The sequence below is a fragment of the Acidovorax sp. KNOB132 genome (assembly GCF_057541515.1).
In genome coordinates this window covers 19,106-33,633 of record NZ_BAAJYT010000026.1, presented here as the reverse complement: position 1 = coordinate 33,633, position 14,528 = coordinate 19,106, and the positions used below count along the sequence as shown (strand labels likewise).

Below are 14,528 nucleotides of genomic sequence, written 5' to 3'. Positions count from 1 at the left end.
CCAGCACGCGGGTGGCCTCGAACACGGTCACGCTGTGCCCCGCCTGCGCGGCGGCCACCGCCGCCGCCATGCCGGCCCAGCCGCCCCCGATGATGGCAACACGTTGCATGGAAGAAAGCCGGCTCAGAGGCGTCCGAGGGCCTGCACCTTCCAGGCCAGCCACAGCTTGCGCAGCGGCGTCAGGCTCACCCGCTGGTGCAGCACCTGGAAGCCGTCGTGCTCGATCTCGCGCAGCAGGGTGCGGTAGATGCTGGCCATCATCAGCCCGGGCTTCTGGGCGCGCCGGTCGCCCGTGGGCAGCAGGGCGAGCGCTTCGTCGTAGAGCCGGTGCGCGCGCTCGGCCTGAAAGCGCATCAGCGCCGTGAACCGCTCGGAATACTGGCGCTTGAGGATCTCGTGCGCCTTCACGTCGAACTGCTGGAGCTCGGCCACGGGCAGGTAGATGCGGCCCATCATCGCGTCCTCACCCACGTCGCGGATGATGTTGGTGAGCTGAAATGCCAGGCCCAGGGTGTGCGCGTATTCGGTGGTGCGGTCGTCGGTCTGCCCGAAGATGCGCGCGGCCACCTCGCCCACCACGCCCGCCACCAGTTGGCAGTAGCGCGACAGGCCGGGAAAGTCGAGGTAGCGCGTCTGCTCCAGGTCCATCTGGCAGCCGTCGATCACGGCCTGCAGGTGGCGCTCCTCGATGCCGTAGGCCGCCACGTGCGGCATCAGCGCCTGCATCACCGGGTGCGTGGCACGACCGGCAAAGGACTGGGCCACCTCGGCCTGCCACCAGGCCAGCTTGGTGCGGGCCACGCCGGCATCCGAGACTTCGTCCACCACATCGTCGACCTCGCGGCAAAAGCCATAGAAGGCCGTGATGGCGGCGCGCCGTGGCGCGGGCAGGAACAGAAAGGCGTAATAGAAGCTGCTGCCCGAGGCGGCGGCTTTTTGCTGGACGTACTGTTCCGGTGTCATGGGGCGCGATTCTCCCATGGGCGCCCGGGCTCGGCGGCGAACCGGGCTGGCTCGGGGCAGGGGCCGGCCTGCGGCCAGGCCAGGGGAGGGTGCCTTCGCATTCCTGCTCGCGCTTTCGGGTGGCCGTGCCGTGCTCGAACAGAGCCTGCCTACAGTGCATTTCAAGCGGCGATTTCCCGATGCGAGGCACGGCGAGCGACCGCCTCGAAAGGTTTTTCCATGTCCCTCAGTTCCAAGTTCGCTTCCAAGGTCTTATCGGCGGGCAACCGCTTCGTCAAGGAGGTGGCGTCGAAAACGACGGGTCAGGCCAAGACCCCATCGGGTGCCGCGCAGTCCCGGCCGCAGCAGGACACCGTGTTCTCCAAATTGAGTTCGCGTAACAATGGCGCGGCCGCCCGTCCGCAAGGCTCGCAGTCGCAACAGCCCCGGGCCAACCTGCAGTCGTTCCGGCCGGGCAACCAGCAGGCTGGCCTCGCTGGCCAACAGCAGCAGCGTGTGCAGACCCCAAGTTACCAGCACGCCACGGCTGCCGCGACTTCTCCGCGGAAACAGCAGCCCGGGCCCGCGAGCTTGAAGATGTTCGGCGATGGGCGCAGCAATGCACCTGCTTCCCAGCCGGGAGTGCACCGCACGTCGATGCGCCCCACCGGTTCGTCCAGCTCCCTCAGCTCGCTGAGCTCCTGGGGTTCCTCCAATTCTTCGAGCTCCCTCAGCTCCTGGAGCTCCACCAGTTCCTCGGGCTCTTCGAGCCCGTCGAGCCCCTCACGCCCCACGAGCCCGTCGCGCCCCTCGACCCCGACGAGTCCTTCGCGTCCCACGACCCCTGCAAGCCCCACGCGTCCGACGAGCACGGCGCAAGCTGCAAGGCCTCAGCAGGCAGCCACCTCTGCGAGTTTCGGGCGGACCAGGCCCCAGTCCTCGGAAGCCGATACGGCCCAGCCCAAATTGCAGTTCATCCGCGGAACCCGGCAGGTCAAGGCGCAATACCTGGAGGCCAAGGCCCGCATGGAGGCCGTGATCAGGGAGCACCATCAGGTGGACACGGCGTTGGACAACGCGACCGATGCCATGCCCGACAAGGAGTACGACGCACTGAACGCACGGTATGAGACCCTGTCCGCTCAGAAAAAGGCAGCGGTCCGTGAACACAACGCCCTTCGCAACGAAATGGCGAGGATGAACATTCCTGTGGTGCACCATGTGAGCCAGGCACTGACGGCCAACCTTCCGATGCTGGAGAAACTGGCGGACCTGTCCGGCAAGTTCACCAAGGTCGATCAGACGGGCATGGCCTTCGATCTGGAGGGCACGATGCGCCGAAGCGGCGCGAAGATGGTGAGTACCTTCAAGACCGCCCAGGAGTTCGACGAACTGTCGGGCCAGCGCGATGCGATCATCAAGAGCCAGGCCCAGCTCAAGCAATTGCTCGCCAGCGACGAGATGGACGGCCTGCGCTATGCCGATCCCAAGCTGCATGCCTCACTCAGCCAGATGGCGAAGATGGACCTCGGCCAGTCTTTCCGCAAGCTGGACGCCCTGCAAAGCGTGGCCAAGGACATCGAAGAAGCGTTCGACAGCCAGGGGCTGTCGTCAATGCTGTACTCGACTCCCAGCACGCCAGAAGAAATTCGGGAGCGCAAGGAAAAAGAGTTGCGAGAACACCAGGAGGCGATCGACCAAGGCTACATGTAAGCCGGTGGACCGGGGGCCATCGGCTCCGGGCCCCCACTGCCTGCCGCCATGGTGGCAGGCGGGCCTCAGAAGGCGATCTGCTCCACACCCATGTCGCTCGGCCGGCGCAGCGCCTCTTTCATGAACATGCTCATTGGGAGCATGCCTTGCTGCTCCACGCTGAACCACTTCTTGTACAGCGCGGCCATCTCGCCGCCCTGGATCATGCGGCGCGTCACGCGGTCCACCAGTTCCTTGAACTTGGGATCGTCCTTGCGCAGGCCGATGCTGTAGGGCTCCAGCGACAGGCGCTTTTCCAGGAACTGGTAGTCGTCCACGTTCTTGCCCAGGCGGGTGAGCGGAATCCAGATGCCCGCATCGTCGGCGAAGGCGGCATCGGCCTCGCCCTTGACCAGCGCGCCCACCACGTCGATCGTGCTGTCGGCCAGCACGTAGTTGAAGTGGCGGTTGTAGGTGCGCTCGTTGGCGCGCAGCAGCCCTTCGTTGGTGGTCTTGCCCTGCACGGCGATCTTCTTGCCCTGCAGGTCGTCCAGTGTCTTGATGCCCGAGTTCTTGCGCACGAGGAACGAAGAGGTCGCCACGAAGATGTGGTGGCTGAACGCGATCTCCTTTTGCCGCGCGGCCGTGTTGGCGGTGCCGCCGCACTCCAGGTCCACCACGCCGTCCTTCACGTCGCTGATGCGGTTCTTGCCGTCCACCAGCAGGTAGTGCACGCGCAGGTCGGGGCGTTTGAGCTCCTTCTTGATCTCGTCGAAGATCTGCAGGCACACGTCTACCGTGTAGCCCTTCACCGCGCCGTTGGCGTCCTTGAACGAAAACGGCAGGGACTTTTCGCGGTGGCCCAGCTTCAGCTCGCCCGAGCTGGCGATGCGCGCCAGGGTGTCTTCCGCCCACGCGGGGGCAGCGCTGCCGAACGCGGCCAGGGCCGCCATGAGCGCCCAGGGGCGCAGTCGAGAAAGGAAATGCATGGGTGGAGGCGAAAAGGCGGATGAAGGGGCGGCGGATGCGCCGGTGCCCGCACGGGCGAAAACCGCAAAGTGTATGTGCGTGTAACGAAAAAGGCAGGGCCTGCCCGCGCGCCCGCGTGCAGGTGCGTCTTATCTTCACCACACCGGCGATGGCGCAGCCCCGGGTTGGGCGCCCTCACTCAGCACTCGACCACGTTCACCGCCAGCCCGCCGCGCGAGGTTTCCTTGTATTTGCTCTTCATGTCGGCACCGGTCTGCATCATGGTCTTGATGACCTGATCGAGCGAGACCATGTGCGTGCCGTTGCCGCGCAGGGCCATGCGCGCGGCGTTGATGGCCTTGATCGCGCCCATCGCGTTGCGCTCGATGCAGGGGATCTGCACCAGCCCGCCCACCGGGTCGCACGTCATGCCCAGGTTGTGCTCCATGCCGATCTCGGCCGCGTTCTCCACCTGCGCGGGCGTGCCGCCCATCACCGCCGCCAGCGCACCGGCCGCCATCGAGCAGGCCACGCCCACCTCGCCCTGGCAGCCCACCTCGGCACCCGAGAGCGATGCGTTTTCCTTGTAGATGATGCCGATGGCGCCGGCCGTGAGCAGGAAGTCGGCGATGCCGTCCTCGTCGGCGCCGGGCACGAACTTCACGTAGTAGTGCAGCACCGCCGGGATCACGCCGGCCGCGCCGTTGGTGGGCGCGGTCACGACGCGCCCGCCCGCCGCGTTCTCCTCGTTGACGGCCATGGCGTAGAGGTTGATCCAGTCCAGCATCGACAGCGGATCGCGCAGCGCCTCCTCGGCGCGGCCGGACAGCGTCTGGTGCAACTGGCCCGCGCGGCGCTGCAGCCGCATGGGGCCAGGCAGGCTGCCGTGGCTGGCGCAGCCGCGCTGCACGGCGCCGGCCATGGTCTGCCAGATCTGCAGCAGTCGCTGGCGCACGTGCGCGCGGCTGTGCCAGTGCCCTTCGTTGGCCAGCGTGACGGCGGCGATGCTCTGCCCGGTGGCGGCGCATTGGGCCAGCAGTTCGGCGGCGGTGCGGTAGGGGTGCGGCAGTCCCATGCCGGAACCTGCTGCGCCCTGGTCCAGGGCCTCGACGCTGTTGTGTTGAGCACCCGCTGGCCGCCTTCGTCCACCACGAAGCCGCCGCCCACCGAGTAGTAGGTGCGCGTGAGCAGCAGTTCGCCCTGCGCCCCATGGGCATGCAGGCTCAGGCCGTTGGGGTGAAACGGCAGGCTCTTGCGCCGGAACAGCAGGTGCTCCTTTTCGATGAAGGCGATGTGGTGCGTGCCCAGCAGGTCGATGTGGCCGCCCGTGCGGATCGCCTCGACTGTCGGGCCGATCCGGTCCGGGTCGATGCGGTCGGGCTCGTGCCCGGCCAGGCCCAGCAGCACGGCGCGGTCGGTGCCGTGGCCGATGCCGGTGGCGGCCAGCGAGCCGAACAGCTCCACCACCACGCGGTGCACGGGCGCCAGGCCCATGCAATCGCGCAGGGCGACGGCGAACTGCCGCGCCGCGATCATGGGGCCGACGGTGTGGGAGCTGGACGGGCCGATACCGATCTTGAACAGGTCGAAAACGCTGACGGACATGGCGGGCAATGAGGGCTGTGGGGCGCGCAGGCTAACCGGCTGGCGGGGGCCGGGCATGCTCGCTATCCCGGGGCGGCCTTGCGCGAGGCCTGTGCCTTACCGGCTCAATCAAAATCGATTGCTACAAAAAATATAGCGTCATGCCTTAGTAATCATTGTGCTGAAGGCCGATTCGATGCCTGGATTATCGGCCTACAGAGCCGCGACTGAAGCCGCGCTTGCCGGGCATGAATTCGCCTTACATCGCCACGGCCCGGCCCAGCATGCGGGCCCAGTCCAGCGGGCGCAAACGCGGGCGGGTGTGCAGGCTGTCGCCGTCGAGCGCCTCCACCTTGTCCAGGATGCGCAGTCCGCCCTGCACGACCAGGCGCAGCTCCCAGCCGGCGCGCCCGGGCAGGCGGTGCACCAGGGGCGCGCCTTGGTCCATCAGCCCGCGCGCCCAGGCCGCGCAGTCGTTGACCAGCGCGCGCGTGGCGGGCGTGGTGCGCAGCGTGGACAGGGCTGCGCGGTCCACGCCGTGCGCCGCGCAGTCGGCGTCGGTGAGGTAGTGGCGCCCGCGCGGAATGTCCACGCTCAGGTCCTGCCAGAAGTTGATGAGCTGCAGCGCCGAGCAGATGGCGTCGCTGCGCGCGAGCGATTCGGCATCGTGCACACCGTAGAGGTGCAGCAGCAGCCGGCCGACGGGATTGGCCGAGCGCCGGCAGTAATCCAGCAGTTCGGCCCGGTCGGCGTACACGGCGCCGTCCCGCGTGCGGGCGATGTCCTGCGTGAACGCGCTCAGCAGGTCGGCCAGCAGCGGCACGGGCAGGGCATGGCTGCGCAGCACGGCCTGCAGCGGGCCGAAGATGGCGGCCCAGCGCGCGCCGGGCGGGTAGCCGGCGGCGATGGACTGCAGTTCGGCCCCATAGGCCGCCAGGTCCGCCAGGCGCTCGTCCGGGCCGGCGTCCCCTTCGTCAGCCAGGTCGTCCGCGGCGCGGGCGAAGGCGTAGATGGCCGCGATGGGCTGGCGCAGGTGCGGTGGGCACAGCAGCGAGGCCACGGGAAAGTTCTCGTAGTGCGTCACGGCCGGCGCCTGGGGGGTGCCGGGCGGTGCGGAGCGGGGGCGGGGATCGGAGGAGGGAAGCGTCACGGCGCGATTGTCGCTTGACAAGGTGACGGGGCTTCTCATAGATTACTAACCAGTCAGTCATTAAAACGAACCGCTTTCCCGGAACCAGCATGAACACCTCTGTCGCGCCGCGGCTTTCCCGGCCGTTCCCCTCGCAGCCCCGTCACGGGGCATTTTCTTGGGTGCAGCGCGCGATGGGGGGGCTGGCCGTCGGCGCGGCTGTCCTCGCGGGCGTGGGCTGCTCCAAGCCCGAGCCCGCCCCCGAGCCAGTGCGCTCGGTCAAGCTGCTCACTGTGGGCGCCGCCCCGCTGAACACCCAGCTCGAATATGCCGGCGAGGTGCGCGCGCGCATCGAATCGCGCCTGGGCTTTCGGGTGGCGGGCAAGATCGTGCAGCGACAGGCCGAACTGGGCCAGCGCGTGCAGGCCGGCCAGGTGCTGGCCCAGCTCGACCCGCGCGACTACCAACTGGCCGCCGACGCGTCGCGCGCGCAGGTGGCCTCCGCCGCCACGCAGCGGGATCTGGCCGCCGCCGACTACCAGCGCTACGCCGCGCTCAAGGCGCAGAACTTCATCAGCGGCGCCGAGCTGGAGCGCCGCGCCTCCACCCTCAAGGCCGCCGAGGCCTCGCTCGACCAGGCGCGAGCACAACTGGCCTCGCAAGGCAATCAGACCGGCTACACGCGGCTGGTGGCCGACGTGTCGGGCGTGGTCACCAGCATCGATGCCGAGCCGGGCCAGGTGGTGTCCGCCGGCACGCCGGTGGTGCGCATTGCTCAGGACGGCCCCCGCGACGTGGTCTTCGTCGTGCCGGAAGACAAGGTCGCCCGCGTGAAGGCCGGCCAGCCGGTGGCCGTGCGGTCGTGGTCGGGCGGGGCGCCTTTGACCGGCCGGGTGCGCGAGGTGGCGGCCAGCGCCGATGCCGTCACCCGCACCTTCCAGATCAAGGTGGCCATCGAGGGCGCCGAGGCCCCGCCGCTCGGCGCCACCGTGTACGTCACGCCCGAGGCCCTGGGCCAGGCCGGCCAGCAGGCCATCAAGCTGCCCACCAGCGCGCTGCGCCAGGACGGCCAGCAGACGGCCGTGTGGGTCTTCGACGCCGCCAGCGGAACCGTACGGTCGCAAACCGTGCAGATCGCCACGGCGGACGGCAACGAGGCCGTGGTGGCTTCGGGGCTGGCCCCGGGCATGCAGGTGGTGGCCACGGGCGTGCACGTGCTGTCGCCCGGCCAGAAGGTCGTGCCGTACCAGCCCAAAACGCCTGCAGCGCAATCCAGTCCAGCGCAGACGGCTGTCAATGGCGTGGCAAGTCCCGCCAGTGCCGCGGCCTCCGGCCCGGCACCCGCCGCGACCGCATCGTCCGCCCGCTGAAGGCCGCTCCATGACGCAGATCCAGCCGAAAGAGGGCTTCAACCTCTCCAAATGGGCGCTCGACCATCCGGCGCTCACCCGCTACCTGATGATCGTGCTGATGCTGATGGGCTTTGGCGCCTACTTCCAGCTCGGGCAGGACGAGGACCCGCCGTTCACCTTCCGCGCGATGGTGGTGCGCACCTACTGGCCCGGCGCCACGGCGCAGCAGGTGGCCGAGCAGGTCACCGACAAGCTCGAACGCACGCTGCAGGAGGTGCCGTACGCCGATAAGATCCGCAGCTACTCCAAGCCCGGCGAGTCGCAGATCATCTTCAACATCAAGGACTCGTCCAAGTCCGGCGACGTTCCCAACGTCTGGTACACGGTCCGCAAGAAGATCGGCGACATGCGCGCCACCCTGCCGCAGGGCGTGCAGGGACCGTTCTTCAACGATGACTTCGGCGATGTCTATGGCGTGATCTACGCGCTGGAGTCCGAGGGCTTCAGCTACGCCGAGATGAAGACCTTCGCCGACGACGTGCGCCAGCAACTGCTGCGCGTGCCCGACGTGGCCAAGGTCGAGCAGTTCGGCGTGCAGGACGAGAAGCTCTACATCGAAATCTCGCAAAAGCGCCTCGCGCAGCTGGGCCTGGACATGAACCAGGTGCTGTCGCAGCTGGGCCAGCAGAACGCGGTGGAAAGCGGCGGCATCATCCAGACGCCGCAGGACCAAGTCCAGGTGCGCGTGGCCGGGCAGTTCGGTGCGGTCGAAGACCTGCGCGCCATGCCGATCCGCGGCGCCTCGGGCGCGCAGCTGCGCCTGGGCGACATCGCCGATATCCACCGCGGCTACGTGGAGCCGCCGGCCGTGAAGGTGCGCCACCAGGGCCAGGAAGTGATCGCGCTCGGCGTGTCGATGGCCAAGGGCGGCGACATCATCCGCCTGGGCGAAGCGCTGAAAACCGCCACGCAGAACATCGAAAAGACCCTGCCGGCCGGCGTGCGGTTCGTGAACGTGCAGGACCAGCCCAAGTCGGTGTCCTCGTCGGTCAACGAGTTCGTGAAGGTGCTGATCGAAGCCGTGGTGATCGTGCTGGCCGTGAGCTTCCTGGCGCTGGGGCTGCACAAGCGCCCGGGCCGCCATCCGCTGTGGAAGCGCTGGACGCTGGACGTCCGCCCGGGCCTGGTGGTGGGCATCACCATTCCGCTGGTGCTGGCCGTCACGTTCCTGGCCATGTGGTACTGGAACATCGGGCTGCACAAGATCTCGCTGGGCTCGCTCATCATCGCGCTGGGCCTGCTGGTGGACGACGCCATCATTGCCGTCGAAATGATGGTGCGCAAGATGGAGGAGGGCTACGACAAGGTGCGCGCCGCCACCTTCGCCTACGAGATCACCGCCATGCCGATGCTGACCGGCACGCTGATCACGGCGGCGGGCTTCCTGCCGATCGGCATCGCCAAGTCGGTGACGGGGGAATACACCTTCGCGATCTTCGCCGTCACGGTGATCGCGCTGGTTCTGTCGTGGCTGGTCTCGGTGTACTTCGTGCCGTACCTGGGCACGCTGCTGCTCAAGAAGCCGCCGCACGTGCACACCGGCCCGGACGGCCAGCCGCACGAGGCGTTCGACAGCGGGTTCTACAACGTCTTTCGCCGCTGCGTGGACTGGTGCGTGCGCTACCGCTGGATCACCATCGGGCTCACGGTGGCCACCTTCGCGCTCGGCATCGTCGGCATGGGCCGCGTGCAGCAGCAGTTCTTCCCGGATTCGAGCCGCCCCGAAATCCTGATGGACATCTGGTTCCCGGAAGGCACCTCGTTCGAAGCCAACGAAGAGGTCACGCGCCGCGTCGAGCAGCGCCTGCGGGCCGAGGCGGGGGTGTCCACCGTCAGCGTGTGGGTGGGCTCGGGCGTGCCGCGCTTTTATCTGCCGCTGGACCAGGTCTTTCCGCAGACCAACGTGTCGCAGTTCATCGTGATCCCGCAGGATCTGCGCGTGCGCGAGTCGCTGCGCGTCGGATTGCCCGAGCTCATGGCGCGCGAGTTTCCCGAGGTGCGGGCGCGTGTGAAGCTGCTGCCCAACGGGCCGCCCGTGCCTTACCCGGTGCAGTTCCGCGTGGTGGGCACCGATCCCGCCGTGCTGCGCGCCCGGGCCGACGAGGTCAAGGCCATCCTGCGCGACCACCCGCAGATGCGCGGCGTGAACGACAACTGGAACGAATCCGTCAAGGTCATGCGCCTGGAAGTGGACCAGGACAAGGCCCGCGCCCTGGGCGTGACCAGCCAGTCCATCGCCCAGGCCGCGCGCACCGTCTTCACCGGCACGACCGTGGGCCAATACCGCGAGGGCGACAAGCTCATCGACATCGTGTTCCGCCAGCCGCCGGACGAACGCAAGGCCATCACCGACGTGGCCAATGCCTACCTGCCCACGGCCTCGGGCAAGTCGATTCCGCTCACGCAGATCGCGCGGCCGGTGTTCACCTGGGAGCCGGGCGTGATGTGGCGCGAGAACCGCGACTACGCCATCACCGTGCAAGGCGACGTCATCGAAGGCCTGCAGGGCGCGACCGTCACCGAAGCGCTGGTGCCCGGCCTGCGGCAGCTGGAGGCGAAGTGGCATGCGGCCGGCCAGGGCGGCTACCGCATCGAGGTGGCGGGTGCCGTGGAGGAAAGCTCCAAGGGCTCGGCCTCCATCGCCGCGGGCGTGCCGATCATGCTGTTCATCACGTTCACCCTGCTCATGCTCCAGCTGCACAGCTTCAGCCGCGCGGTGCTGGTGTTCCTCACCGGACCGCTGGGCATCGCCGGGGTGGCGGGGGCGCTGCTGCTGCTGGGCCGGCCGTTCGGGTTCGTGGCGCTGCTGGGGGTGATCGCACTCATGGGCATGATCCAGCGCAACTCCGTCATCCTGATCGACCAGATCGAGCAGGACCGCGCGCGGGGCGTGCCCGCGTGGGACGCCATCGTGGAGTCGGCCGTGCGCCGGCTGCGCCCCATCGTGCTCACGGCCGCCGCGGCGGTGCTGGCCATGATCCCGCTGTCGCGCAGCGTGTTCTGGGGCCCGATGGCCGTGGCCATCATGGGCGGCCTGATCGTGGCGACGGTGCTCACGCTGCTGGCGCTGCCGGCGATGTACGCGGCCTGGTTCCGCGTGAAAGAGCCTGATCCGCACGCGCCGAAACCGGCGTGACCGGAGGCGGTCCGCCGACAAGGTAAAATCGAAGGTTGACCAATTTCACACAGGTGGCCGGCCCTGCCGGTCGCCTGTTTTGTCTGTAAGTTTGCGCGGGTGGCGAAATTGGTAGACGCACCAGGTTTAGGTCCTGACGCCAGCAATGGTGTGGGGGTTCGAGTCCCCCCCCGCGCACCACGGTGCGGCTGCAAAAGCAGCCGTCACGGTCCCCCATATTCATAGAGGAAGAGCCATGGCCGTTACTGTTGAAACCCTTGAAAAGCTCGAGCGCAAGATCACGCTGAGCTTGCCCCTCACCGCGATCCAGTCCGAGGTCGACTCGCGCCTCAAGCGCCTGGCCCGCACCGTGAAGATGGACGGTTTCCGTCCTGGCAAGGTGCCGATGAACGTCGTGGCCCAGCGCTATGGCTACTCGGTCCAGTACGAAGTGCTGAACGACAAGGTTGGCGAGGCGTTCGCCCAGGCCGCCAACGAAGCCAACCTGCGCGTGGCCGGTCAGCCCCGCATCACCGAAAAAGACGGCGCTCCGGAAGGCCAGGTCACCTTCGACGCCATTTTCGAAGTGTTCCCTGAAGTCAAGATCGCCGATCTGGCCGGTGCCGAAGTCGAAAAGCTGTCGGCCGAAGTCACCGACGCCGCCATCGACAAGACCATCGACATCCTGCGCAAGCAGCGCCGCAGCTTCGCCCAGCGCGCGCAAGCCGCCGCCGCCGAAGACGGCGACCGCGTGACGGTCGACTTCGAAGGCAAGATCGATGGCGAAACCTTCTCCGGCGGCAAGGCCGAAGACTTCCAGTTCCTGGTCGGCGAAGGCCAGATGCTCAAGGAATTCGAAGACGCCGTTCGTGGCATGAAGTCCGGCGAAAGCAAGACCTTCCCGCTGGCCTTCCCCGAGGACTACCACGGCAAGGACGTGGCCGGCAAGACGGCTGACTTCATGGTCACCGTGAAGAAGATCGAAGCCGCCCACCTGCCCGAAGTGAACGAGCAGCTCGCCAAGTCCCTCGGCATCGCCGACGGCACGGTCGACGGCCTGCGCGCCGACATCAAGAAAAACCTGGAACGCGAAGTCAAGTTCCGCCTGCTGGCCCGCAACAAGCAGGCCGTGATGGACGCCCTGGTGTCCAAGGCCGAGCTGGATCTGCCCAATGCCAGCGTGCAGGCCGAAATCGCCCGCCTGCTGGAAGGCGCCCGTGCCGACCTGAAGCAACGCGGCATCAAGGACGCCGACAAGGCCGAAATCCCGGAAGACGTGTTCCGTCCCCAGGCCGAGCGCCGCGTGCGCCTGGGCCTTGTGGTGGCCGAACTGGTGCGCGCCAATGAACTGCACGCCAAGCCTGAGCAACTGAAGGCCCACGTGGACGAACTGGCCGCCAGCTACGAAAAGCCGGAAGACGTCGTGCGCTGGTACTTCGGCGACCGCCAGCGTCTGGCCGAAGTCGAGGCCGTCGTCATCGAAAACAACGTGACCGACTTCGTGATGGGCAAGGCCAAGGTGACGGACAAGTCCGTTTCCTTCGACGAACTGATGGGCCAGGGCTGATGCGCTGCTGCCGCCGGACCGCCCGATTGCGGTTTCTGGCGGCTGGATGACATCGGGGGCTTGTGCTTGCGTGCACAAGCCCCAATTCATTTCTGGGTACAGTATCCGCATGACAGGAGAAAACATGAGTGCACTGGAAACACAAGCCTTGGGCATGGTCCCCATGGTCATCGAGCAGTCGGGGCGTGGCGAACGCTCCTACGACATCTATTCGCGGCTGCTGAAAGAGCGCATTATTTTTTTTGGTGGGCGAGGTCAATGACCAGACCGCCAACCTCGTGGTGGCCCAGTTGCTGTTCCTCGAAAGCGAGAACCCCGACAAGGACATCTCGTTCTACATCAACTCCCCAGGCGGCAGCGTCACGGCCGGCATGGCGATCTACGACACCATGCAGTTCATCAAGCCCGATGTGTCTACCATGTGCGTGGGCTTTGCCGCGAGCATGGGCGCCTTCCTGCTGGCCGCCGGTGCCAAGGGCAAGCGGTTTTCGCTGCCGAACTCCAAGATCATGATCCACCAGGTGCTGGGCGGAGCCCGCGGCCAGGCGACGGACATCGAAATCCACGCACGCGACATTCTGCGTACCAAGGATCAGATGAACCGCATCCTGGCGGAACGCACCGGACAGCCCCTGGACAAGGTCAAGAACGACACGGAGCGCGACTACTTCCTCACGGCCGATGAAGCCAAGGAATACGGTCTGGTCGATCAGGTGATCGCCAAGCGCCCCTGATCGCTCCGCAAGGGAATACGCGGCGTTTTCCCCAGGGAAGACGCCGTTTTTTATTTCGTTATCATCCCGACAACGTTCCGCAACACGAGGCATTGCCCCCATGGCCGAGAAAAAAGGCTCTTCCAGCGAAAAAACCCTTTACTGCTCCTTCTGCGGCAAAAGCCAGCACGAGGTAAAGAAGCTGATCGCCGGTCCGTCGGTTTTTATCTGCGACGAGTGCATCGACCTGTGCAATGAAATCATTCGCGACGAGCTTCCCGCAGCCGACGGCACGCGCGAATCGCGTGGCGACCTTCCCACCCCCGCGGAGATCAAGGCGAACCTGGACAGCTACGTCATCGGCCAGGACTTCGCCAAGCGCACGCTGGCCGTGGCCGTGTACAACCACTACAAGCGGTTGCGCCACAAGGACAAGGCCGGCAAGGACGATGTGGAGCTGTCCAAGAGCAACATCCTGCTGATCGGCCCCACCGGCTCGGGCAAGACACTGCTGGCCCAGACGCTGGCCCGCATGCTGGACGTGCCTTTCGTGATGGCGGACGCCACCACCCTGACCGAAGCCGGCTACGTGGGTGAAGACGTCGAGAACATCGTGCAAAAGCTCCTGCAAAGCTGCAACTACGAGGTGGAACGGGCCCAGCGCGGCATCGTCTACATCGACGAGATCGACAAGATTTCCCGCAAGTCGGACAACCCTTCCATCACGCGCGACGTGTCGGGCGAAGGGGTTCAGCAGGCGCTGCTCAAGCTCATCGAAGGCACCATGGCCAGCGTGCCCCCGCAGGGTGGCCGCAAGCATCCCAACCAGGACTTCCTGCAGATCGACACGACGAACATCCTGTTCATCTGCGGCGGCGCGTTCGCGGGCCTGGAGAAGGTGATCGAGAACCGCACGGAGGCCTCGGGCATCGGTTTTGGCGCGTCGGTCAAGAGCAAGAAGCAACGGTCCCTGACCGAGGTGTTCACCGAGATCGAGCCGGAAGATCTGATCAAATTCGGCCTCATTCCCGAACTGGTGGGCCGCATGCCCGTCGTGACGGCCTTGGCCGAACTCAGCGAAGATGCGCTGGTCCAGATCCTGACGGAGCCCAAGAACGCACTGGTCAAGCAGTACAACAAGCTGCTGTCCATGGAGGGCGTGGATCTGGAGATTCGCCCTGCGGCGCTCAAGGCCATTGCCCGTAAGGCGCTCGCCCGCAAGACCGGCGCCCGTGGCTTGCGATCGATACTGGAGCAATCGCTGATCAGCACCATGTTCGACCTTCCCAATGCCACCAATGTGGAAAAAGTGGTGGTGGACGAGTCCACCATCGAGGAAAACAAGGCGCCCCTGCTCGTGTACCGAGAGGCCGCCAAGAAAGCCTGAGGCGCGGCCCGCCGGTAA

At 66.7% G+C, this 14,528-nt stretch carries 10 protein-coding genes, 1 tRNA gene and 2 pseudogenes; 7 read left to right on the top strand and 6 right to left on the bottom strand.

The window, feature by feature from the left end; genetic code table 11:
- From AC27IO_RS06580 to AC27IO_RS06570, 3 genes are all read right to left on the bottom strand, one after another.
- The coding region (locus tag AC27IO_RS06580; protein WP_498737990.1) for an FAD-dependent oxidoreductase at window positions 1–109 on the bottom strand (109 nt) is incomplete at its 3' end.
- A 14-nt stretch (window positions 110–123) separates the two neighbouring features.
- Window positions 124–963 carry a presqualene diphosphate synthase HpnD gene (gene hpnD / locus AC27IO_RS06575; RefSeq protein ID WP_284407717.1) on the bottom strand — a complete coding sequence of 280 codons (840 nt, stop codon included), beginning with the start codon at window positions 961–963 and terminating at the stop codon, window positions 124–126.
- A gap of 509 nt (window positions 964–1,472) precedes the next feature.
- Window positions 1,473–1,814, bottom strand: coding sequence for a hypothetical protein (locus tag AC27IO_RS06570; protein ID WP_317352059.1), 342 nt, complete (start codon window positions 1,812–1,814; stop codon window positions 1,473–1,475).
- Window positions 1,815–1,908: 94 nt separating this feature from the next.
- On the opposite strand from AC27IO_RS06570, the gene AC27IO_RS06565 reads away from it, so the two are divergent.
- Entirely contained in the window at window positions 1,909–2,655 is a 747-nt protein-coding gene (locus AC27IO_RS06565; protein WP_317352063.1) for a hypothetical protein, read from the top strand.
- A 65-nt stretch (window positions 2,656–2,720) separates the two neighbouring features.
- On the opposite strand, the gene AC27IO_RS06560 is transcribed toward AC27IO_RS06565, so the two are convergent.
- From AC27IO_RS06560 to hpnC, 3 genes and pseudogenes are all read right to left on the bottom strand, one after another.
- Window positions 2,721–3,623, bottom strand: a complete 903-nt coding sequence (locus tag AC27IO_RS06560) for an amino acid ABC transporter substrate-binding protein (protein WP_487090287.1) — start codon at window positions 3,621–3,623, stop codon at window positions 2,721–2,723.
- Between the two features lie 179 nt (window positions 3,624–3,802).
- Window positions 3,803–5,208 (bottom strand): annotated as a pseudogene (locus AC27IO_RS06555) (L-serine ammonia-lyase).
- A 238-nt stretch (window positions 5,209–5,446) separates the two neighbouring features.
- Window positions 5,447–6,376: a squalene synthase HpnC gene (gene hpnC / locus AC27IO_RS06550; RefSeq protein ID WP_498737986.1), complete on the bottom strand. Its 930-nt coding sequence runs from the start codon at window positions 6,374–6,376 to the stop codon at window positions 5,447–5,449.
- Between the two features lie 50 nt (window positions 6,377–6,426).
- Between hpnC and AC27IO_RS06545 the strand changes: the two genes are divergently transcribed.
- The 6 genes and pseudogenes from AC27IO_RS06545 to clpX all read left to right on the top strand — a co-directional run bounded on the left by AC27IO_RS06545 (window position 6,427) and on the right by clpX (window position 14,510).
- A complete protein-coding gene (locus AC27IO_RS06545) occupies window positions 6,427–7,686 on the top strand; it encodes an efflux RND transporter periplasmic adaptor subunit (protein ID WP_498737984.1) in 1,260 nt (419 codons plus the stop codon).
- Window positions 7,687–7,696: 10 nt separating this feature from the next.
- Window positions 7,697–10,864 carry an efflux RND transporter permease subunit gene (locus tag AC27IO_RS06540; RefSeq protein WP_284428906.1) on the top strand — a complete coding sequence of 1,056 codons (3,168 nt, stop codon included), beginning with the start codon at window positions 7,697–7,699 and terminating at the stop codon, window positions 10,862–10,864.
- A 93-nt stretch (window positions 10,865–10,957) separates the two neighbouring features.
- A tRNA-Leu gene (locus tag AC27IO_RS06535) sits at window positions 10,958–11,044 on the top strand.
- A gap of 55 nt (window positions 11,045–11,099) precedes the next feature.
- A complete protein-coding gene (tig, locus tag AC27IO_RS06530; protein ID WP_272564309.1) occupies window positions 11,100–12,410 on the top strand; it encodes a trigger factor in 1,311 nt (436 codons plus the stop codon).
- Between the two features lie 124 nt (window positions 12,411–12,534).
- Window positions 12,535–13,144 (top strand): annotated as a pseudogene (clpP, locus tag AC27IO_RS06525) (ATP-dependent Clp endopeptidase proteolytic subunit ClpP).
- Between the two features lie 100 nt (window positions 13,145–13,244).
- A complete protein-coding gene (gene clpX, locus AC27IO_RS06520) occupies window positions 13,245–14,510 on the top strand; it encodes an ATP-dependent Clp protease ATP-binding subunit ClpX (protein ID WP_317352082.1) in 1,266 nt (421 codons plus the stop codon).
- Window positions 14,511–14,528: the final 18 nt, after the last annotated feature.